At 48.6% G+C, this 18,647-nt stretch carries 24 protein-coding genes and 2 pseudogenes; 10 read left to right on the forward strand and 16 right to left on the reverse strand.

From position 1 onward, the window contains the following. Positions 1-119 precede the first annotated feature (119 nt). A pseudogene (locus tag D8682_RS04650) lies at positions 120-1,264 on the forward strand (IS4 family transposase). A 41-nt stretch (positions 1,265-1,305) separates the two neighbouring features. Here D8682_RS04650 and D8682_RS26670 read toward each other — a convergent pair. Together D8682_RS26670 and D8682_RS04655 are read right to left on the reverse strand one after the other, a co-directional pair. Continuing rightward, complete coding sequence (locus tag D8682_RS26670; protein WP_162302981.1) at positions 1,306-1,464, reverse strand: hypothetical protein; 159 nt, start codon at positions 1,462-1,464, stop codon at positions 1,306-1,308. A gap of 150 nt (positions 1,465-1,614) precedes the next feature. After that, positions 1,615-1,956: a hypothetical protein gene (locus D8682_RS04655; RefSeq protein ID WP_121813640.1), complete on the reverse strand. Its 342-nt coding sequence runs from the start codon at positions 1,954-1,956 to the stop codon at positions 1,615-1,617. A 426-nt stretch (positions 1,957-2,382) separates the two neighbouring features. On the opposite strand from D8682_RS04655, the gene D8682_RS04665 reads away from it, so the two are divergent. The 3 genes from D8682_RS04665 (at position 2,383) to D8682_RS04675 (ending at position 5,034) form a co-directional block, all read left to right on the forward strand. Then, on the forward strand, positions 2,383-2,772 hold the full coding sequence (locus D8682_RS04665) for a VOC family protein (protein ID WP_121813642.1): 390 nt from the start codon (positions 2,383-2,385) through the stop codon (positions 2,770-2,772). A gap of 371 nt (positions 2,773-3,143) precedes the next feature. Beyond that, positions 3,144-3,692, forward strand: a complete 549-nt coding sequence (locus tag D8682_RS04670; RefSeq protein ID WP_121813643.1) for an NlpC/P60 family protein — start codon at positions 3,144-3,146, stop codon at positions 3,690-3,692. A 179-nt stretch (positions 3,693-3,871) separates the two neighbouring features. Beyond that, positions 3,872-5,034 (forward strand): IS3 family transposase gene (locus D8682_RS04675; protein WP_121813401.1). Its coding sequence is split into 2 segments (ribosomal slippage): positions 3,872-4,133 and positions 4,133-5,034, totalling 1,164 coding nucleotides; the frame shifts between segments, so codons are not numbered across the junction. 13 nt (positions 5,035-5,047) lie between these two features. Here D8682_RS04675 and D8682_RS04680 read toward each other — a convergent pair. From D8682_RS04680 to D8682_RS27080, 3 genes are all read right to left on the reverse strand, one after another. Beyond that, a complete protein-coding gene (locus D8682_RS04680; protein WP_202914372.1) occupies positions 5,048-5,773 on the reverse strand; it encodes a hypothetical protein in 726 nt (241 codons plus the stop codon). Continuing rightward, on the reverse strand, positions 5,763-6,206 hold the full coding sequence (locus tag D8682_RS27075) for a hypothetical protein (protein WP_238392815.1): 444 nt from the start codon (positions 6,204-6,206) through the stop codon (positions 5,763-5,765). Before D8682_RS27075 ends, D8682_RS04680 begins: the two co-directional genes overlap by 11 nt. Positions 6,207-6,371: 165 nt before the next feature. Next, entirely contained in the window at positions 6,372-6,965 is a 594-nt protein-coding gene (locus D8682_RS27080) for a hypothetical protein (RefSeq protein WP_238392816.1), read from the reverse strand. A gap of 21 nt (positions 6,966-6,986) precedes the next feature. On the opposite strand from D8682_RS27080, the gene D8682_RS04690 reads away from it, so the two are divergent. Continuing rightward, complete coding sequence (locus D8682_RS04690; protein WP_121813644.1) at positions 6,987-7,478, forward strand: hypothetical protein; 492 nt, start codon at positions 6,987-6,989, stop codon at positions 7,476-7,478. A gap of 2 nt (positions 7,479-7,480) precedes the next feature. Here D8682_RS04690 and D8682_RS04695 read toward each other — a convergent pair whose 3' ends face one another. The 4 genes and pseudogenes from D8682_RS04695 to D8682_RS27090 all read right to left on the reverse strand — a co-directional run. Further along, positions 7,481-7,828 (reverse strand): hypothetical protein, encoded by a 348-nt coding sequence (locus D8682_RS04695; protein WP_121813645.1) that lies wholly within the window; start codon positions 7,826-7,828, stop codon positions 7,481-7,483. Further along, positions 7,825-8,379: a phage baseplate protein gene (locus tag D8682_RS04700; protein ID WP_238392817.1), complete on the reverse strand. Its 555-nt coding sequence runs from the start codon at positions 8,377-8,379 to the stop codon at positions 7,825-7,827. Before D8682_RS04700 ends, D8682_RS04695 begins: the two co-directional genes overlap by 4 nt. Before the next feature lie 46 nt (positions 8,380-8,425). Beyond that, positions 8,426-8,788: a hypothetical protein gene (locus D8682_RS27085; RefSeq protein WP_238392863.1), complete on the reverse strand. Its 363-nt coding sequence runs from the start codon at positions 8,786-8,788 to the stop codon at positions 8,426-8,428. Positions 8,789-8,955: 167 nt separating this feature from the next. After that, positions 8,956-9,138, reverse strand: a pseudogene (locus D8682_RS27090) (transglycosylase SLT domain-containing protein); the annotation flags it as partial. Here D8682_RS27090 and D8682_RS04710 point away from each other — a divergent pair. Continuing rightward, positions 9,086-9,364, forward strand: coding sequence for a tyrosine-type recombinase/integrase (locus D8682_RS04710; RefSeq protein WP_238392818.1), 279 nt, complete (start codon positions 9,086-9,088; stop codon positions 9,362-9,364). The pseudogene D8682_RS27090 and the gene D8682_RS04710 overlap by 53 nt on opposite strands. Positions 9,365-9,709: 345 nt before the next feature. Here the strand turns inward: D8682_RS04710 and D8682_RS04715 are convergent, their stop codons facing one another. The 3 genes from D8682_RS04715 to yobA are packed head-to-tail and all read right to left on the reverse strand — an operon-like array spanning position 9,710 to position 11,330. Continuing rightward, positions 9,710-10,051, reverse strand: a complete 342-nt coding sequence (locus tag D8682_RS04715; RefSeq protein WP_064545927.1) for a YebY family protein — start codon at positions 10,049-10,051, stop codon at positions 9,710-9,712. 26 nt (positions 10,052-10,077) lie between these two features. Beyond that, positions 10,078-10,950, reverse strand: coding sequence for a copper homeostasis membrane protein CopD (gene copD / locus D8682_RS04720; protein ID WP_064545924.1), 873 nt, complete (start codon positions 10,948-10,950; stop codon positions 10,078-10,080). A 5-nt stretch (positions 10,951-10,955) separates the two neighbouring features. Then, positions 10,956-11,330, reverse strand: coding sequence for a CopC domain-containing protein YobA (gene yobA / locus D8682_RS04725; RefSeq protein WP_064545923.1), 375 nt, complete (start codon positions 11,328-11,330; stop codon positions 10,956-10,958). A gap of 148 nt (positions 11,331-11,478) precedes the next feature. On the opposite strand from yobA, the gene D8682_RS04730 reads away from it, so the two are divergent. The 3 genes from D8682_RS04730 (at position 11,479) to exoX (ending at position 13,273) form a co-directional block, all read left to right on the forward strand. Then, complete coding sequence (locus tag D8682_RS04730) at positions 11,479-11,709, forward strand: DNA polymerase III subunit theta (RefSeq protein WP_034495983.1); 231 nt, start codon at positions 11,479-11,481, stop codon at positions 11,707-11,709. A 131-nt stretch (positions 11,710-11,840) separates the two neighbouring features. Continuing rightward, positions 11,841-12,572, forward strand: coding sequence for a carbon-nitrogen hydrolase family protein (locus tag D8682_RS04735; RefSeq protein ID WP_121813648.1), 732 nt, complete (start codon positions 11,841-11,843; stop codon positions 12,570-12,572). Between the two features lie 38 nt (positions 12,573-12,610). Then, complete coding sequence (exoX, locus tag D8682_RS04740; RefSeq protein WP_064545921.1) at positions 12,611-13,273, forward strand: exodeoxyribonuclease X; 663 nt, start codon at positions 12,611-12,613, stop codon at positions 13,271-13,273. A gap of 7 nt (positions 13,274-13,280) precedes the next feature. Here the strand turns inward: exoX and ptrB are convergent, their stop codons facing one another. From ptrB to D8682_RS04755, 3 genes are all read right to left on the reverse strand, one after another. After that, positions 13,281-15,338 (reverse strand): oligopeptidase B, encoded by a 2,058-nt coding sequence (gene ptrB / locus D8682_RS04745; protein WP_064546017.1) that lies wholly within the window; start codon positions 15,336-15,338, stop codon positions 13,281-13,283. A gap of 93 nt (positions 15,339-15,431) precedes the next feature. Beyond that, the gene (locus D8682_RS04750) at positions 15,432-16,115 is read right to left on the reverse strand and encodes a tellurite resistance TerB family protein (RefSeq protein WP_064545920.1); all 684 of its coding nucleotides are present in this window, start codon (positions 16,113-16,115) and stop codon (positions 15,432-15,434) included. 117 nt (positions 16,116-16,232) lie between these two features. Then, entirely contained in the window at positions 16,233-16,577 is a 345-nt protein-coding gene (locus D8682_RS04755) for a YebG family protein (RefSeq protein ID WP_064545919.1), read from the reverse strand. A 138-nt stretch (positions 16,578-16,715) separates the two neighbouring features. Between D8682_RS04755 and purT the strand changes: the two genes are divergently transcribed. After that, positions 16,716-17,894, forward strand: coding sequence for a formate-dependent phosphoribosylglycinamide formyltransferase (gene purT, locus D8682_RS04760; RefSeq protein ID WP_121813649.1), 1,179 nt, complete (start codon positions 16,716-16,718; stop codon positions 17,892-17,894). 65 nt (positions 17,895-17,959) lie between these two features. Here purT and D8682_RS04765 read toward each other — a convergent pair whose 3' ends face one another. Further along, a complete protein-coding gene (locus tag D8682_RS04765; protein ID WP_121813650.1) occupies positions 17,960-18,598 on the reverse strand; it encodes a bifunctional 4-hydroxy-2-oxoglutarate aldolase/2-dehydro-3-deoxy-phosphogluconate aldolase in 639 nt (212 codons plus the stop codon). Positions 18,599-18,647 lie beyond the last annotated feature (49 nt).

Below are 18,647 nucleotides of genomic sequence, written 5' to 3' on the forward strand. Positions count from 1 at the left end.
GCAGGCGCGGAACTCATCGTGGCGCGGGCATAACTGTCCACCAGACGCCGAATAGATTTACGCAAGTTTATCATAAATCAAAATCTGTGTTGCAAAAACGGGGGTGACCATAGATTTTTATGCATATCGGACAGGCTCTTGACCTTGTTTCACGTTACGACTCTCTGCGTAACCCAATGACTTCCCTCGGGGATTTTCCTGACCCGGCGCTCATCTCCCGTTGTCTTGCCGAGCCCGTCACTGTCACTGTGTGTAAACGCCGTCTGCCGCTGGAAATGATGGTCTGGTGCGTCGTCGGTATGACGACGGAACGAAAAGAGCCACCTCATCAAATCGTTAACCGGCTGGATGTCATGTTGCCGAGTGACCGTCCCTTCGTCGCCCCCAGCGCCGTTATCCAGGCCCATCAGCGACTGGGAAGCTAGGCCATTCGTCAGGTGTTCCTGCAATCTGTACAACTCCGGCATCGTGCCACGACACATCCCCACTTGTGTGGCCTGACGCTACTGGCCGTGGATGGCGTGGTCTGGCGAAAACCGGACACAGCAGAAAACGACACAGCTTTCCCGCGTCAGACCTATGCCGGTCAGCCAGGACTCTACCCTCAGGTTAAAATGGTCTGCCAGATGGAGCTGGCCAGCCATCTGTTAACGCCGCCTTCGGCACGATGAAGGAAAGTGAATACACGCTGGCAGAGCAGTTGATAAACCAGACCGGCGATAACATCCTGATCCTGCTGGATAAAGGCTACTACTCTCTGGGCTTGTTGAACGCCTGGAACCTGGCAGGGAAGCAACGCCACTCGATGTCCCCACTGAGGAAAGGTGCGCTGGGGGAGGAAATGACGGTCCGACTGTTGAGCGTCACCCGGAAAGGAAAAGTCTGCCATCTGCTGACATCGATGACGGATGCGCTGCGGTGTCCGAGAGGCGAGATGGTGGACCTGTACAACCACCGGTGGGGAATCGAGCTGGGTTACAGGGAAATAAAACAGACAATGCAACTGAGCAGACTGACAGTGAGAAGTAAGAAGCCGGAACTGATGGAGCAGGAGCGGTGGGGTGTACTGCTGGCGTACAATCTGGGGCGTTACCATATGATAAAGATGCTGGCAGCCTGAAAGGTTACTGACCGAACCAGCTGAGCTTCTCGGAATCATGCGGGATGGTGAGGTTACCAATAAGCCTTCCCGAGAGTGGTGAAGGAAAGGCCGTATAAATATGGCAAAGTCAAGAATAAAAATGCCAGTCAGTTGCTTAACTGACTGGCATTACACATAACGTGGGTTATTTTCTAAAGGTTTGCTTATGCTGCTTTGGGATTCTCTGGCTCGCCAATATCATCCATACTTGGATCACACATCGCCACTAAAACAGCAGGATCAACACTTTGCCAGAACGCCGTAGCACTTCCAATCAAGGACAGCGTTTCGACTGTATCGAACTTAGCTTCTTGATTGCTCATCAGTGCATTCCTTATACGTTAATTTTGCGAGTTATCCGATCCGATACCAGATCCGTAAACATATTGGTTGCAGTATAAGGGTTGCAGGGTATTAATCAAGTATTGTTGGGGTATTGCTCAAGCCTTACGTAGCAAGACTTTCCGATAACATTACTGCATCCCTTTCATGGCGCGGGCTATGGCCTCTTCAATGTCATCCAAGGATGCATTTAGATGAGGGGAGCAAGTCGCATCCTCAAAAAAACCATACTTCTGATAAAGGCGCACATAACGCTGTTTAGGATTCATTATGTGAATATCCTCATGGCGGGTAGCCCTTGCCATAGTGTGAGCAAAAAATAAAGTAGAAAGCCACACTTTTTGGCTCAATGCTGTTGTGTGTGTTTTCAAAAAATTCTCGACCATACAAATTTCAAAACGCTTTCGTTTTTTATCAATCCTGCAAAGAGCTGCACCGCCAGGGAAAACGTCATTGGTGCCAACTATGCGCATCGAGAGATCCACAATATTTTCGCTATCAGGTCTACCAAGCTCCCGGAGCACCACATCCCACGGGATGTTTACCAAACGAACCGGACTCGAGAAGCCGAAGATCTTCTTCTTTCAATTTGCCATATCCAAGCTCCCAACCATAAGTCTCAGCGGCTATCTGGACCGTATTAATGCTTAGGTCGTGAATCTGAGCATATGTTAAGCCTGGCTTCTGCATTCTTTTATTCCGTTTCAAAAGATTGCAGGGAGTATACCAAATATTAGAGAGAGTTTTGGCGCTGACGTTGTAAAAGATATGTCATATGGGTTGCGCCCTAACGCGAGCTGGCTTAAGAGAACTGGTCTAGGCCCGCACAATATGGCTAAGGTGCATAATTTCCACTCTGTACTATTCACCGCCTTTATTATCAATATGGAAACTGATAAATGAACGTTTCTCCTTACGTGTTTTTTAATGGTCGCTGCGAAGAAGCTGCACATTTCTATGCTGATGCTCTTGGTGGGGAAGTGGGCGCAATTCATCACCTTGGTGCGTGCGTTGCTGCGGCTAAAAACCCTGATGCGGTTCAGCACACCGATGTGAGTGTCGATGGAAAAATTATTTTGCAGATGTCTGACGGAGTAGAAGACGCCGTTCATTCAGGCTTTTCGGTGTCATTGGGTGTGCAAACAGTCGAAGAAGCTAAAATTCGCTTTGAAAATCTGGTGTCTGAAGGGGTTGTTATAGTTCCATTAGCTCCGAGCTTCTTTAGCCCTGCATTTGGCATGCTGACCGACAAGTTCGGTGTGAGCTGGATTATCACTGCGACTGCATAGTCGAAGATTTGCAGGGACAATTCAAAATCACACACGGGGATGAGGGGAATGTCTGCACATCCCCGTGTGGTTGTCAGTCAATATTCATTCGAACACAGCCCATCATTTACAAAATCAATATATCAACAATTAAAAGTGTTTTTTTTGGACTAATTATCCAAAATCAGGACTACATTCCTAACTATCAATGATACAAAGTAATATTGTGATAGTGATCATTTTATTAACCTTCCTGTTAACTATCTGGCTATATAACTCTGATTAATGAGTTGAATATTGCCACAGAACTGTATATTTTTCACTCATGCAAGGCTAAATATCAGCCTATCACATATTCAAGGATTAGAACCCTACTTATAGCTGTTTAAATTATGTTATCAAAAACACTAAAATTTCTTCCGGTTTTTATATATTGTTTATTTACCTCTCAATATGTACATGCTTTTAATTTACCGAAATCTTTCGATAGCGATAATTTAAAAAATCGCACCTACTCCACTTCGAGCAGGACAAATACAGACTCTGACTCATTCACAACTATCAAGCCCCTCCATTCAGAAGCAGTAAATGAAATATTAGATGAGTATCACGACTGGAAAGGGGTTAAATATCGATGGGGAGGAGATTCAAGACGCGGCATCGACTGCTCTGCTTTTACAAGGCGTATGTTTAAAGAGATTTCAGTTCATTTACCACGAACCTCATCGGAACAACTCCGAATAGGTAAGAAAATATCAAAGAAACACTTAAAAGCTGGAGATTTGGTTTTTTTTAAAACATCCAGAAGGGAGCGCCATGTGGGAATTTACGTTGGTAATGATCAGTTTATTCATGCTTCTACAAAGAAAGGTGTTACCACTTCCAGCCTGAATAATAGTTACTGGTTAAAAAATTATGAAGCTTCTGTGCGAGTAGCTTAAAGCCGTCACCTGTGATTTTTATTACACAGATACAAAGGGTTATTTACTCGTATGCAGCGATCGGTCCGCATTCCCCGGCAATAGCATTCGCATATATAGCAGGACCATGCTCTATGATCCTACCCGCGAATAGTGGACACGAGACTAAGTGAGTAAACTCTCAACCAGAGGTGACTCACATGACAAAAACAGTATCAACCAGCAAAAAGCCCCGTAAACAGCATTCCCCTGAATTTCGCAGTGAAGCCCTGAAACTCGCTGAACGCATCGGTGTTGCTGCCGCTGCCCGTGAACTCAGCCTGTATGAATCGCAACTTTATAACTGGCGCAGTAAACAGCAGCAACAGCTCTCATCCTCTGAGCGTGAAAATGAACTCGCTGCTGAAAATGCTCGTCTCAAACGCCAGCTGGCGGAACGGGACGAGGAGCTGGCCATTCTCCAAAAGGCCGCGACATACTTCGCGAAGCGCCTGAAATGAAGTATGTCTTTATTGAAAAACATCAGGCTGAGTTCAGCATCAAAGCCATGTGTCGCGTCCTCCGGGTGGCCCGCAGCGGCTGGTATGCGTGGGCTCAGCGGCGTGCGAGGCTAAACTCACGCCAGCAGTTCCGTCTGAGTTGTGACAGCGCCGTGCACGAGGCTTTTCACCGGGCAAAACAGCGCTACGGCGCACCGCGCCTGACCGATGAACTGCATGCTCAGGGTTACCGCTTCAGCGTGAAAACCGTGGCAGCCAGCCTGCGTCGTCAGGGGCTTCGGGCGAAAGCGTCACGGAAGTTCAGCCCGGTCAGTTACCGCGAGCATGACCTGCCGGTGTCGGAGAACCTGCTGAAGCAGGATTTTTACGCCAGCGGTCCAAACCAGAAATGGTCGGGTGACATCACCTACTTACGTACTGATGAAGGCTGGCTATATCTGGCTGTCGTCATCGATCTGTGGTCACGTGCTGTTATCGGCTGGTCAATGTCATCGCGGATGACGGCACAGCTGGCCTGCGATGCGCTACAGATGGCGTTGTGGCGACGTAAGCACCCGGAAAATGTCATCGTTCACACCGACCGTGGTGGGCAGTACTGCTCAGCGGATTATCAGGCGCTACTGAAGCGGCATAACCTGCGCGGTAGCATGAGTGCAAAGGGTTGTTGTTACGATAATGCCTGTGCAGAAAGCTTCTTCCACTCACTGAAAGTCGAATGTATCCACGGTGAACGCTTTATCAGCCGGGAAATGATGCGGACGACGGTGTTTAATTATATCGAGTGTGATTACAATCGGTGGCGTCGCCACAGTGCCTGTGGCGGACTCAGCCCGGAACAATTTGAAAATCTGAATCTCGCTTAGGGCCGTGTCTGCATTACGTGGGTAGGATCACTATACTGCCATTGGGTGATGCGGTGAACGGGAATGATTTTCCGTTTGCTGTGATAACACAATCAATGGCGCTGCTATCGGGTTTGCTGTAGCGGCAATCAGTGATACTGACTGCTCCGCGCATTGACATAGATGGCGTACCATCAATGCGTATCCATGATGTTACGGAGATATCCACGCAGTCCCCATACTCAGGAATAGTAATATCGAAAATGGTGCCATAGCTGATAACGCTAATACCAAAAGTGTTACTGATAAAAGGGTCGACGCCAGCCTTTCCATGAATAAATCGTGCTGACCGCCGTTTCAGCCACGGAATTGAAAACTGGAATCCATCGCCCTTATAAAAATTCCACGTCAGTATTCGCTTGAAGTGATCATCGGGAAGATATTGAGTCTTACTCGGCGTGTAAGATTTTAATTTTGCGTAAGGGACGGTGTTGTACTCAACACTGTCATACATGCCTTTTGATACAGTACCTTCGGATATTCTTAAATACGGTCGCTCTTGCCCGTATATCCCTGCCGCAATCCAGTCGAGCAGATAACCCTGAATGCTATCATCAGGCCAGTACGAGAGCGTTAGCGCATTGAATGCAGAAAGGTACTCTTGCGCCATCGCGTTATAGGCTGTGAATAAGGCAACGATATTAGGATCATCGTTATATTGAACGAACGGGTAAGTAGGAATAATTTTATCAACTGCCATATTGCTTCACCATGACATATGACTGGTCGGTTGTGAAATATTTATATTTATTCCCATAAATCAAACCCGATTCCGGTGCGGGTTCAGCAATGACACCATCAATCCAGATATTCGTTTCAATTAACGATACCTGTGAGGGTTCAACCAGCTTGCTAATCGATGCCAGGAAAACGCTGCCGATTTGATAAATACTCATCGGCTCGCTCACGGCCAGCGAGTTGATATAGTCGACCAGCGGCTGGGTGGCTGCTATAGCGATACTGTCCGGATCAAACGGGTCATCAAATCTCAAATTCCAGGTTAATACCAAGTTGACCATCTGCGAAGTTGGGATAACAAAGGGGATGTCATAATAGTCGGGAAAGTCCGATATCGTGATGGTCACGCTATCCGGTTGATTCCCTTCGTCGTCGAATACATCCCCCGTTAGCATGGATACATCTGGCACTGCGTTATAAGTGGCGAGTCCAACCTCGTACGGATCACCGCCGCCAACGACGACGACCCACTTACCAGCCCCCACATTTCTGTAAGAAATCAGGTTCTTTTGTACACCGGAAACTTTTTCGAGGAGTGTTTTTAAGAACGCTGGGACGCCCTATGCGGTCGCCATCCTCGCCTGCATGACCTGCGCACGATAAGCCGAAACCGGCTGCTCGCTGGCACCAGGTAAACCAGCATTGATGTTCGTACAGGTCAGTGAGGCCGTGGTTTTTGTTACCGAACCTGCGGGTACCGCCCACGTTCCGCTTGTGGTCGCCAGGCAATAGACTGACTCGGTTTGACCACCCGTCGGTATGATGACGTTGTTTTGCACTGCATATTGATGGTTACCGTCCGAGACAATAAATCCCTTCGAGATAACAAAGCCTGGCGACCCCATGAACACTACATTGACGGAGGTGCTATAGCCCACCCCCTGTGTAACGCCGTAAATGTTGCCCTCCTGCATCAACAGCGGGATGTTAGCGCCGTACGGTGTTACAGAGTTAATGGTGTCGACCAACGCGCTATCAATGAGCGCCAGCGCGCCCTTAGCAGTGCTTGCTAAGTCGGTAATTAATCCGGCTGGTAGATTAGCGGTGAATCCTGGAACAATCTCCGAAACGTTGGTGATCAGTTTCGCGAGAAGTATTTTTGGTGGCGTGGGTTGTGCGCCAGACTGGGTAACTATTACAGGTATGTCAGACATAATTTCCCCTGAAGGATAAATATGAAAAAATTAGTTTTTTTGGCCGCAGTATTTGTTTCGTTTATCGCTCAACCCGCGTTCTCTTACGATCTCCCTCAAGGCGCTTTAACGTATGGACTCACCTCTATACAAAATTCCGCAGATGATCCTGTGTATGGTGGCAATTTGGCATCAACAGAATTCAACATTTGTATGAGTGAAGCACCATCAGGTGGGGCAGCAAGTAATTGCCTGAGCGACGAATCGGGTAAGATAAGAAAAGAAATTGATGCACTAATGCATCAGTTTTACGAATCAATAACATTGCCTGCTGACGCGAAAATACGTTACATCGACTCAGTTAAAACCGATTTACATAAAATTGATTATTTATGCAAAATGTTCAACATTGATAGCACCGGAGAGATGTATATTGTTTACAATAACCATATACGTAACGAGATAATTACATGTGAAATATCCCGACTCTCTGTTTTACGAGATTCTGTTACGCGAGCACTTTCTGACGTTTAAAGTTAAACAGCAATTTCCCCTCTGAAAGTTACCCCGTTTAAAAACACAGCCTGAATGTCATAGGTGGGGCTAACCGCTCCACCCACTCTGGCAATGGAAAGCGACGCGAAGAAACCAGCAAATTGTTGCTGCGTCATGTTGACGTAATAATCCGGGTATATCTGCGTAACAATGGACTGTTGCGCCGGTATGCCGTATTGCACATAGAACGGAGATTCGCCCAACCCAAGTTTTAGTGTCTGGATCAACGTCGTCAGCCAACCGTACGAGAAGTCCCCGTTATCATCAGATGACACTTCAACCCATTTTTTATTGCCGTTTTCGTCAGTGACGCGGCCCCATGTTCTCACTTCGGTACCTCCGAGGTTTTGGTACTTCCACCGGACTCAACATCTTCAACATCATGAGTGTGAGTCGCACCAATATTCACGCCGTTGTGCGTCAGGCCAGAGGCACTTAGTTCCAGCACCTGGTCACCAATAGTGAGTGTGATAGCCGCATCATCAACAGTTACCGACGCCCCGCCGCTCTTTGTTTTCAGGGTGACACCTGCAGGCCCGGTGTCCGGATCTTCTTCTTCCCATCCTGCATTTGAGAGAGGAACAAAAAACTGCGGCGTTAGTGATCCAGAGAATGACTTGCTTGCTATACCGGCACCCAGGCCAGAAACACCACGTAAAGAGACATCATCGGCTGCAACCGTCACGCCTTTATCACCAATCTGGATTCGGTAGTGAATATAATGGGACGCAGCAATCGGGATCGTAATCTCTGGGTATTGAATACCATCCGGCAGCATGTCGAACTGCACCGTGACAATCTGCCCTTTAACAGCGACAACATGACAAGGAAGCGAACGACCCGACATAGCAAACCTGTCATCGGTCTGAGTCTGGATCATATTCGTCATCGCTTTCATAAGTGGAAATTTTTGCGAATCGCTCATTTTATATTGCCTGCGCAATGGCTTCGTAAATGGTTACCCAGGAATTGCTGTTGTCCGTGGAGATGTATTGTCCGACGTATCGAACGGAGGTGATATGAAACATGCCCGTAAAATTCACGGTATTTCGCACCGATGCGTACGAGCTGTCACTGTTGACAGCCAGAAGCGATGAGGGGCCAGAAATAATATTTGCGGGTAATTCCACCAAATCCCCACAACGCAGGTCAGCGCGCATTGGACATTTAAACGAAACGTTGAAAGGACCGATCCATGTGGGTTGGCCCAGTAACTCCTGCGGCAAAATCTGAATCCCACTACCTTCAACGGTAGTGTTATCAAATACGCGAATGATCCTGTTTTGCATAACCACCTGCACACCAAGATAACTCTCCGAGTTGACCATCGACAGTGTCTGACTACGCATAGTGGTAGACAGTTGAGCCAGGAGCGGATAGACCCCCTTCCCTCTTTATCGATACGCCCGCCGTTGTACTGAGTAAGGCTCTTAGCGATATCGCCATCGTAGCATTTCATGTTGTCTTGCAAGTATTTTGCAGCAGCGATAGTCGCCTTGTTTGGGTCGAAAACATCATCCCCTTCAAGACCGTAGCCTTTCGCAGTACCTGGCATAAACTGGAACAGGCCTGCAGCACCCGATTCTTTGTTAATTGCCAGCGGGTTCCAGGATGACTCTTTTTCAGCGATAGCTGACATCAAACCAGCAGGTAGCCTGACTAAAGGATTTGTGAAGGCGCGCAAGAACGCAGGAATTGAACTAAGCGACTGTCCGCCAACGTTTCATGAGATCCGCAGCCTGGCAGGTCGACTTTATGAGAAAGCTTTTGGAAAGGAATTCACCCAAAAACTGCTCGGTCATAAGTCGGAAAAAATGACCGAAAAGTACTTGGATGTGAGGGAGAAAATGTTTACATTAATTTAACAGAGCAAAAAGACCGGATATCGAATTTCGTGGATTTTTCGTGTAATTTCGTGCATCTACTTTTAACTTATTGATAAAAAAGAAGAATAAAAAAAGACCGAATACGATTCCTATATTCGGTCCAGGGAAATGGCTCTTGGGAGAGAGCCGTGCGCTAAAAGTTGGCATTAATGCAGGCAGACTTCGCCTTGCCTTCTAAGAATAGTTTACCGGCGCAGCTTTTCCAGTCGGGCGCTAAAGTGTTCGAAAAAAAACTGTGTTACAGGTGACATTTAAAACAAAAACCGCCATATCCGGCTCTCGGATATGGCGGTTTTTTTATGACAAATAAAGAAGTTAGCGTGTTTAGCTACATAGCTTCTGTGCACGCTCAATAAATGGTGCGAGGCTCTTTTTTTGCCCTGGCGCCTGTGGATCATCTATCTGAATGACAGAGATTGGCTGGCCAGTGGTCTTGCCGCTCGCCACTTGTTGCTCAGCAATATCATTTAGCGGGTACTGCATCAGTGTGCTTGGGTTGATGACAAACAACGCCTGGCCCGCACGGCAACTCAACATCACCTCTTCGCGGTTAAACGCCCAGTTATCTTTACCCATTTCAAAACGGCTCACGGTGATAATTTGTGGTGCCGCAAACGCACCACCTGCGCAAACCAGCAACAGCAATGTCAAAATACTTTTTTTCATGAATTTCTCTTGAGCAAATAATGTCTTCAGTACGGTTCCCAGGTAGCGAAAATGCTAACCGCAAGGAGTACCGCCACCGACAAAATGATTTCCAGCCAGGTTAACCGGACAAACTGTTTTGTTGCCGTTGGAGCACGGTTGAATCGGGGCACCAAATAATAACGGTTATACAGTGCGATGATAACCATCACGGCAACAAAGACAACCTTCACCAACAAGAAACGCACATAGTCGCTTTCCAGTGGCAATGACCAGCCCAGAATCATCAGACTGTTGATTAATCCGCTTAGTAGCACAGCGGCAACCGCCAGATGCCCGTAACGGGAAAAACGCATCATCGCGGTGATCGCAGCCCCCCGCCAGCGTGGTTTTCTAGCCATGCGCATGCACATAATCAGCGGCAAAAGGCCTCCGATCCACCAGCCAGCGCTAAGTAAATGCACTGCGTGGTTCAGGCGCTGTAAGCCACCATAAAAATCTTCGCGCATTGCGGCATGCCCAACACCAGCCAGCAAAATGAGTTGCCCTGCGGCGAGGGTTAGCAGTAAAGATTGCAAGTTGCGCGGTTTTAACATCAGCACCACAACCGTCACGAAACCGAGTGAAATCTGCCACAGCCACACAGAACCAAAACGCGTGCCCAGCACGGCTAGCCAAACCTGTGGATTGATGGTGTCCTGCCATCCACTGCCCATCATTCCCGCCTGAGCACATAACAGCAATACTGCGCTAAGCATTGTCATCCAGACTGCAGAATGCCACTGCCATTGCAGACGGCGGATGAGGACCGGCTTAAATGCCTGAGGCGCTAACATTGAGCATGAAATGGTGCTGCCAAGCAGCACCATAAGGGCAGCAAAATGGATGAATCGCAGCGCGATATAGAAAGAAGGTAGCATCCCGCTTATTTCACCGAGAACAGGTACTTCCCTTTGGTTTTATGTCCGTCAACCGACACCACATGCCAGTCGACCTGGTATGCACCTGGTTTCAGTGCCTCCTCGACTGGCACGATGAGCTGTTTTTCGTCTTTTTCGTTACGTTTTGCCATGCCGGTTTTCACGGCGACTTGCTGTGGCCCGGTCAGCGTAATCCCGCTAAAATTAGCTTCTACTCCTTCAGAAAAATTGAGGGTAATTGCCTGCGGTGACGCCGTGACTGAAGCATCTGCCGCAGGGTATTGATGCTCAAGATGCGCATGCGCAAATGCTGAGCCAGAAGCGGTAAGAGCCGTTAAAAGAGTCGCGAGGGTAAAAAGACGAGATCGAGTGAAAGCCATATCAACTATTCCTTTTTCTTATTCAAGACGGCAAAAGGATAACCTTGAGCCCAGGTGAAGTCGAGATGAGAACAGCTATCAATAAATGTAAAGACTTGTCATCAACTTCATCTGCAAGTACCTTTGCGGCACAAAACAGGAGACCAAAATGAATCACAATCTTGCTGAATTACCCCAGGACGAAATGGATAAGATCAATGTGGATCTTGCTGCGGCAGGCGTGGCCTTTAAGGAACGTTATAATATGCCGGTGATTGCCGAAGTCGTTGAACGCGAGCAACCTGCCCACCTACGTGATTGGTTCAGAGAACGCCTGATTGCACATCGCCTGGCATCAGTTAATCTTTCACGTCTGCCATATGAGCCTAAAGTGAAATAAATATTCACAGCCTTAAACTTCCTGACAAAATTGATGTTAAGATTTTTCTTGGGTTTTAGAACCAAACACAGGAATTACCTGTTGCGGCCATAGGAAGATGGCTGTTAGGTAGATTGATTAAGGAAGAGCATATGCCTGTCTGGAATGTTGCGGCGGCGCAATACGGCGCCACCCCCGATGACCTCGAATCTAATATCTCACATCACTTAGACTTTGTTCGTTGTGCAGTCCGTGAACAAATTGATCTCCTGATTTTTCCCGAACTATCCCTCACTGGTTTCAACATAGAAAATCACCACGACTGCGCACTACCCTTCACTGATGAACGTCTTAATCCTCTGCAAAATGCCGCCATAGAACACAAAATGACTATCGTCGTGGGTTTGCCCCTGCGGTGTAAAGGAGGTGTTTCACCCGGTTCTGTAGGCTTTTTGCCTGATGGTTCGCGCGTCGCCTGTTGCAAACCTCTTTCAAGCGATATTGACCTTCCAGGCCAGCATACCCCTTTGGTTGGTTTGCATAATCGTAGCGTCGCGATGGGGTTCAGTACCGGCAGCGATGAAGAAACCTGGCCACGCAGCGCTGCTGAGATGGGCGCAAGTCTTTACGCCACAGGCAAGTTCATTAACGAAATCAGTTACCAGCACGATGAAATGTATCTGCAACGTTGGGCGCGTAAATACAATTTGCCGGTATTGCTGGCTAATCATGCTTTTTCGACCGGCAAATACCGCTCCGCGGGACGTAGTGCCTGTTGGGATGATCGCGGCGAGTTAGTGGTGCGCGCCGATCATGGCGAATTGCTGGCCGTTGGTCGGCGCGATGAGAAAGGTTGGCACGGAGAAATCATTCCATTACGCTAGCGCGTTATTGAAACCAGCGAAGTTCTGATGGAGTGAATATGCTGCGCATTATTGATACGGAAACCTGCGGTTTGCAGGGCGGCGTGGTGGAAGTGGCGTCTGTCGATATCGTCAATGGTGAAATTGTTAATCCAATGAGCGATCTGGTGCGTCCGGATCGTCCCATTGGTCACCAGGCGATGGCCATTCATAAGATTACTGAAGAAATGGTGGCGAATAAACCGTGGATTGAAGATGTCATTCCGCGCTACCACGGCAGCCCCTATTATGTCGCCCATAACGCCAGCTTTGACCAGCGAATGTTGCCTGAACTGCCTGACAGCGAATGGATTTGTACCGTAAAACTGGCCCGCCGTTTATGGCCCGGTATCAAATACAGCAACATGGGTTTATATAAATCGCTCAAGCTTGAAGTGGAAACACCGGCAGGCTTGCATCACCACCGCGCCCTGTTCGATTGCTACATTACCGCCGCTTTGCTGTTGCGGATTATGGAAGAATCCGGCTGGACACCCGATCAGATGGTGACTATTACTGGCCGTCCAGCGATGGTGACCACCATGGCATTTGGCAAGTATCGTGGCCAGCCCATTGCTGAAATTGCGGATAAAGATCCGGGCTATTTACGTTGGATGTTAAATAACATCAAAGAATTAGCACCGGATCTCAGAATGACGCTGAAACATTATCTCGAAGGGTAAAAACGCATTACTCCACACGCCCTGGTAAGGTGCCTTGCGCCAGGGCAATCAAGAACGCGAACTCCAGCGCCACACCTTCGTATGATTTGAATCGCCCTGATTTCCCACCATGCCCCGAGTCCATATCAGTACATAACAACAGCAAGTTATCGTCGATACGTGTTTCGCGCAATTTTGCGACCCATTTGGCGGGTTCCCAATACTGCACTTGCGAGTCGTGCAAGCCCGTGGTCACCAGTATATGCGGATAAGCCTGCGCGGTGATTTGGTCGTATGGGCTGTACTGTTTGATGTAGTGGTAATACTCAACATCTTGCGGATTCCCCCATTCTTCAAATTCACCCGTGGTTAACGGAATTGACTCGTCCAGCATGGTGGTAAGCACGTCAACAAATGGCACTTGCGCGACCACACCGTGAAACAAATCCGGACGCATATTGATAGCCGCGCCCACTAATAACCCGCCTGCGCTCCCCCCCATGGAATACAACAGATTTTCATCGCCGTATCCCAACTTCAGCAAACCATCACACACATCCAGATAATCATTGAATGTATTCATTTTCTTTAGGTATTTGCCGTCTTCATACCATTGTTGGCCAAGCTCACCGCCGCCACGCACGTGGGCAATCGCATAGACAAAACCACGGTCTAACAGGCTCAAACGGCTGCTGCTGAAATCAGCATCCATACTGCTGCCATACGAGCCGTAGCCGTACACCAAAAGTGGATTTTTCCCACGGATGAAATGTTCACGGTGATAAACCAGTGATACCGGCACTTGGACGCCATCTCGTACCGTTATCCATAAATGTTCACTGCGATAGTGACTGGCATCAAATCCCGCCACTTCGCTTTGTTTAATGACGCGCCGCTCGCCGGTATCCATATCCAGCTCGAATAAGGTATCAGGCGTAGTCATTGACGAGTAACCGTAACGTAGTCGGGAAGATTCCGGTTCAGGATTGTAACCAACCCAAGTTACGTATGCCGGATCGTCAAAAGCAATTCCGGTCACTTCGTGCGTTTTACGGTTAATTTGCCGTAGGCTGGTTAGCCCTTGCTGGCGTTCTTCAACAACCAGCCAATCGGTAAACAACGTAAACCCTTCCAGCATGACGTTTTCACGCGGTGGAATCAGCTCTTCCCATTGGCTTTCGTCGCGCACTTTTGAGCGATACAAACCAAAGTTTTTGCCTTCACGATTCGAACGCAGATAAAAATGATGTTGATAGTGATCGAGAGTGTATTCGTGGTCTTTACGGCGTGGTGCAAAACTTTGTGGCTGCGCATCCACCAGCTCGGCATCCAGCAACAACACTTCGCTGGTCGTCGCGCTGCTCAGGTAAATCAGGACAAAATGCTTCGAAGTCGTTTTATGCACGCTGACATAAAACATTTCGTCCTTCTCTTCGTAAACCAACTCGTCGGACGTGGAAGGATGCCCTACCGTATGTCGCCAGACCTGATATGGCAGCAGCGTTTTAGGGTGCTTGCGGACGTAGTAAAGCGTGGCGGAATCATTCGCCCAGACAAAACTGCTGTCGACATTTTCCAGCACTTCCGGGTACCAGTTCCCGGTTTCCAGATTGCGGAAACGCAAACCGTACTGGCGACGCGAAAGAAAATCTTCCGCCAATGCCAGCACAGTATTGTCAGGCGTGATGCTCATCCCGCCCATCGTATAAAATTCACTGTGGGCAGCACGGCGATTACCATCCACCAGCGTGCTCCACTCTTCCCATTCAGCCAGCATCACCGACTGGCGCTGATAAATGGCGTATTCATTTCCGGTTTCAAAAACCTGGCGATAACGATAGCCATTTTGCGTATAGGGCGCGGAGACATCGCGTTGTGGGATACGGTCGATCATCTCTTTGAGCAAGCGTTCTTGTAGCGCCTGTTGCGTGCTCATGACTTGATGGCCGTAATCATTTTCCTGATGCAGATAATCAAGTACTTGCGCATCTGCGCGCTCGTCGTCGCGCAACCAATAATAGTTATCGATGCGGGTATCGCCATGAACTGACATGGTGTGAGGAATTTTTTTAGCTTTTGGTGGCATGTCGATTTTCATTTTTGAGTTAACACCCTGTAAGGGTGGCAAATTAAGACAGCCTTGCAAGCGTAACGTGGGATTTTGAGAAAAATGCCGGGGTTAACCCGGCAGATTGAGTTTCTGTTGCTGAATATCTTTTTCAATACCTTCGCGCACATCTTGTGGGATTTTTAGCGCATCACCTAACGCACTGAGATAGCTACGTTCCATAAAGTGGTCGATGTCGATTGCCGCACAGCTGAGGAAATAAAGTTCCAGAGCTTCTTCTTCGTTATTAACGCCTTGTACCAAACGCTGTGGATCAAGCGGTTGATCGATAGCCTGTTGAATCAGCGTACGGCCTGACTCTTCAATACCCGCATCCCGCAACTGTTGTTCGATTATCTGGCGCTCTTTGTCATCGATATGGCCGTCACTTTTCGCGGCAAAGACCAATGCCATTACCAGACGCTGGGTCCGCACATCAACTGGCGATTGTTGCTGCCCAAATTGCGGCTCCCCCTGATGGGTTTCACGGACGCGATCTTTATATTTGCTCCACATCACGCTTCCAGCGACTGCCCCACCGCCAACCAACAGCGCGCTGGTTCCGTATTTAGTGAGTAATTTACGCGATGATTTACTTGCCAGCAGTAACCCCGCTAAGCCACCCAGCGCGCCAGGTACCAGTAATTTGCTCAGCCCCTGAGGATCTTGAGTGGGTTGATTGTGCCTGGAAGATTTTTGGCCGGGCTGTGTCGCTTGCCCCAGCATAGACTGAAGCTGCTGTAACCAATTACTCATGAGAGACACCCTTGTTTTAGAACATAGCCACTGAGGTTAGGTGAAAGGCTGTCAAGAAGTGTCTGATAAGACTAAAGATGAGAAAAGAACCGCGCCGGTATTCCGACGCGATAAAACTTAAGCGGCTTTGGTGCGTTTACGTGGATGTTCGGCTACTTTATCATCAGAAGCCTCTTCTTCAGTAACGACTTCAGGCGTTTCATCTGCTGCTGTTGCCGTTTCCAGCTCTGGCAATTTTCCGCTTTTCAGTACGGTCGAAAGCACATCTTTGTTTTCTGCCATCCACATGGCCAGCACGTCATTTTGGCCTTCTTCGAGAGCAATTGGGCTTTGAGTGAGCCAGTCACTCAACACTTCGGCCAGGTCGAGCATTTTGTCATAGGCGTCTGCGTCCTTTTTACTGGCAAATGACATTTTTTCTTGCCCCTCTCGTACTACAACGTATTTGATTTCAACCGCCATTTTGCAGCTCCGGCTTAACTGTTTATTTAAACAGTATAATAATATTACCCTTGCATCGCAAGCGGGAAAGTCGCTGCGTACGCAAACGTTTTCGTTTATAATTCGCCGGTCTATTTTCTCCGTTTGGGTATACAGATTATGTCAATGTTGGGAACAGCGCTTCGTCCTTCAGCTACACGTGTGATGTTGTTGGGTTCAGGCGAATTAGGAAAAGAAGTGGCAATTGAATGTCAACGTCTGGGGCTGGAAGTGATTGCCGTAGACCGCTACGCTGATGCCCCAGCGATGCACGTCGCGCACCGTAGTCATGTCATTAATATGCTTGATGGTGCCGAACTTAAAAAGCTGGTCGCTGCTGAAATGCCCGATTTTATCGTTCCCGAAATTGAAGCCATTGCCACGGATATGCTGGTAGAACTGGAGCAGCAAGGCCAGAACGTTGTCCCGTGCGCCCGAGCCACTAAGTTGACCATGAACCGCGAAGGTATTCGTCGTCTGGCAGCTGAAGAGTTAGAACTGCCCACTTCAAGCTACCGCTTTGCCGATAGCGAAAGCGCTTTCTTGCAAGCCGTCGAAGAAATTGGCTTCCCTTGCATCGTTAAACCGGTAATGAGCTCTTCAGGCAAAGGGCAAAGCTTTATCCGCAATGCCGACCAGTTAGCCAAAGCCTGGGAATACGCTCAACTCGGTGGCCGGGCAGGCAAAGGACGCGTCATTGTCGAAGGGGTGGTGAATTTTGATTTTGAAATCACTTTGTTGACCATCAGCGCAATCGATGGCGTGCATTTCTGCGCGCCAATTGGTCATCGTCAGGAAGACGGCGATTATCGTGAGTCGTGGCAGCCACAAAAGATGAGTGATGTTGCGATTTGTCGCGCGCAGGAAATTGCCGAGAAAGTCGTGAAATCCTTAGGGGGCTTCGGGTTGTTTGGCGTTGAGCTGTTTGTCTGTGGCGATGAGGTCATTTTCAGCGAGGTTTCCCCGCGTCCACATGATACCGGCATGGTGACGCTGATTTCTCAGGATTTGTCAGAGTTTGCATTACATGTCCGCGCCTTCCTCGGCTTGCCAATTGGCGATATTCGCCAGTATGGCCCGGCGGCTTCTGCGGTGATCCTGCCAGAATTAACCAGTGATAACGTCCAGTACGGTAACGTCGCGGGTGCGGTAGGTGCCGGTTTGCAGGTGCGTCTGTTTGGTAAGCCGGAGATTGAAGGTAAACGCCGTATGGGTGTCACGCTGGCAACAGGTTCTAGCGTGGAAGATGCGATTGCGCGTGCGATTGCCGCAACCAAAGCGGTTATCGTCAAAGGATAAAAAAACCGGTCACATCGTTATCTATGTGACCGGTTTTACGCAGCTACAACTTAAAGAATGGCGTATTATTTCGCGCCTTCAACCGCTTCACGAGCAAGCTGAGTAATACGGTCGTAATCACCTGCTTCCAGTGCGTCAGCCGGAACCAACCATGAGCCACCGATACACAGAACGCTTTTCAGTGCCAGGTAATCACGGTAGTTAGCCGGTGTGATCCCGCCAGTTGGGCAGAAACGAACCTGAGAGAATGGGCCCGCAATAGCTTGCAGTGCTTTGGTGCCACCATTCGCTTCAGCCGGGAAGAATTTGAATTCTTTCAAGCCGTAATCCAGACCCAGCATCAGTTCAGAAACAGTGCTGATACCCGGAATCAATGGAATTGAGCCTTCGGTTGCCGCTTTCAACAGTGGCTCAGTCAGACCTGGGCTGATAGCGAACTGCGCGCCAGCTTCGGTCACTTCTGCCAGTTGCTCTGGGTTCAGAACGGTACCCGCACCAATAATCGCTTCTGGTACTTCTTTAGCGATAGCGCGAATCGCGTCCATTGCACATGGAGTACGCAGAGTCACTTCCAGAACGCGCACGCCACCAGCAACTAATGCTTTAGCCATTGGTACTGCGTGTTCCAGTTTGTTAATTACAATAACCGGGACAACCGGCCCTGTTTTCAGGATCTGTTCCGCAGTAGTTTTCCAGTTTTTCATCTAATAAGGCCTCTTCAACCAACTTTATAATTCGTTTCCAGTGCGGCAA

The sequence above is a fragment of the Buttiauxella sp. 3AFRM03 genome (genome assembly GCF_003675305.1).
Lineage (GTDB): Bacteria > Pseudomonadota > Gammaproteobacteria > Enterobacterales > Enterobacteriaceae > Buttiauxella > Buttiauxella ferragutiae.

Excerpts from the sequence above, each read along its gene's own strand:
- D8682_RS26670 (WP_162302981.1), bottom strand. The coding sequence starts at position 1,464 with ATGAGCAATCAAGAAGCTAAGTTCGATACAGTCGAAACGCTGTCCTTG.
- D8682_RS04655 (WP_121813640.1), bottom strand. The coding sequence starts at position 1,956 with ATGCGCATAGTTGGCACCAATGACGTTTTCCCTGGCGGTGCAGCTCTT.
- D8682_RS04665 (WP_121813642.1), top strand. The coding sequence starts at position 2,383 with ATGAACGTTTCTCCTTACGTGTTTTTTAATGGTCGCTGCGAAGAAGCT.
- D8682_RS04670 (WP_121813643.1), top strand. The coding sequence starts at position 3,144 with ATGTTATCAAAAACACTAAAATTTCTTCCGGTTTTTATATATTGTTTA.
- D8682_RS04680 (WP_202914372.1), bottom strand. The coding sequence starts at position 5,773 with ATGGCAGTTGATAAAATTATTCCTACTTACCCGTTCGTTCAATATAAC.
- D8682_RS27075 (WP_238392815.1), bottom strand. The coding sequence starts at position 6,206 with ATGCTAACGGGGGATGTATTCGACGACGAAGGGAATCAACCGGATAGC.
- D8682_RS27080 (WP_238392816.1), bottom strand. The coding sequence starts at position 6,965 with ATGTCTGACATACCTGTAATAGTTACCCAGTCTGGCGCACAACCCACG.
- D8682_RS04690 (WP_121813644.1), top strand. The coding sequence starts at position 6,987 with ATGAAAAAATTAGTTTTTTTGGCCGCAGTATTTGTTTCGTTTATCGCT.
- D8682_RS04700 (WP_238392817.1), bottom strand. The coding sequence starts at position 8,379 with ATGATCCAGACTCAGACCGATGACAGGTTTGCTATGTCGGGTCGTTCG.
- D8682_RS27085 (WP_238392863.1), bottom strand. The coding sequence starts at position 8,788 with ATGCAAAACAGGATCATTCGCGTATTTGATAACACTACCGTTGAAGGT.
- D8682_RS04715 (WP_064545927.1), bottom strand. The coding sequence starts at position 10,051 with ATGAAAAAAAGTATTTTGACATTGCTGTTGCTGGTTTGCGCAGGTGGT.
- copD (WP_064545924.1), bottom strand. The coding sequence starts at position 10,950 with ATGCTACCTTCTTTCTATATCGCGCTGCGATTCATCCATTTTGCTGCC.
- yobA (WP_064545923.1), bottom strand. The coding sequence starts at position 11,330 with ATGGCTTTCACTCGATCTCGTCTTTTTACCCTCGCGACTCTTTTAACG.
- D8682_RS04730 (WP_034495983.1), top strand. The coding sequence starts at position 11,479 with ATGAATCACAATCTTGCTGAATTACCCCAGGACGAAATGGATAAGATC.
- D8682_RS04735 (WP_121813648.1), top strand. The coding sequence starts at position 11,841 with ATGCCTGTCTGGAATGTTGCGGCGGCGCAATACGGCGCCACCCCCGAT.
- exoX (WP_064545921.1), top strand. The coding sequence starts at position 12,611 with ATGCTGCGCATTATTGATACGGAAACCTGCGGTTTGCAGGGCGGCGTG.
- ptrB (WP_064546017.1), bottom strand. The coding sequence starts at position 15,338 with ATGCCACCAAAAGCTAAAAAAATTCCTCACACCATGTCAGTTCATGGC.
- D8682_RS04750 (WP_064545920.1), bottom strand. The coding sequence starts at position 16,115 with ATGAGTAATTGGTTACAGCAGCTTCAGTCTATGCTGGGGCAAGCGACA.
- D8682_RS04755 (WP_064545919.1), bottom strand. The coding sequence starts at position 16,577 with ATGGCGGTTGAAATCAAATACGTTGTAGTACGAGAGGGGCAAGAAAAA.
- purT (WP_121813649.1), top strand. The coding sequence starts at position 16,716 with ATGTCAATGTTGGGAACAGCGCTTCGTCCTTCAGCTACACGTGTGATG.
- D8682_RS04765 (WP_121813650.1), bottom strand. The coding sequence starts at position 18,598 with ATGAAAAACTGGAAAACTACTGCGGAACAGATCCTGAAAACAGGGCCG.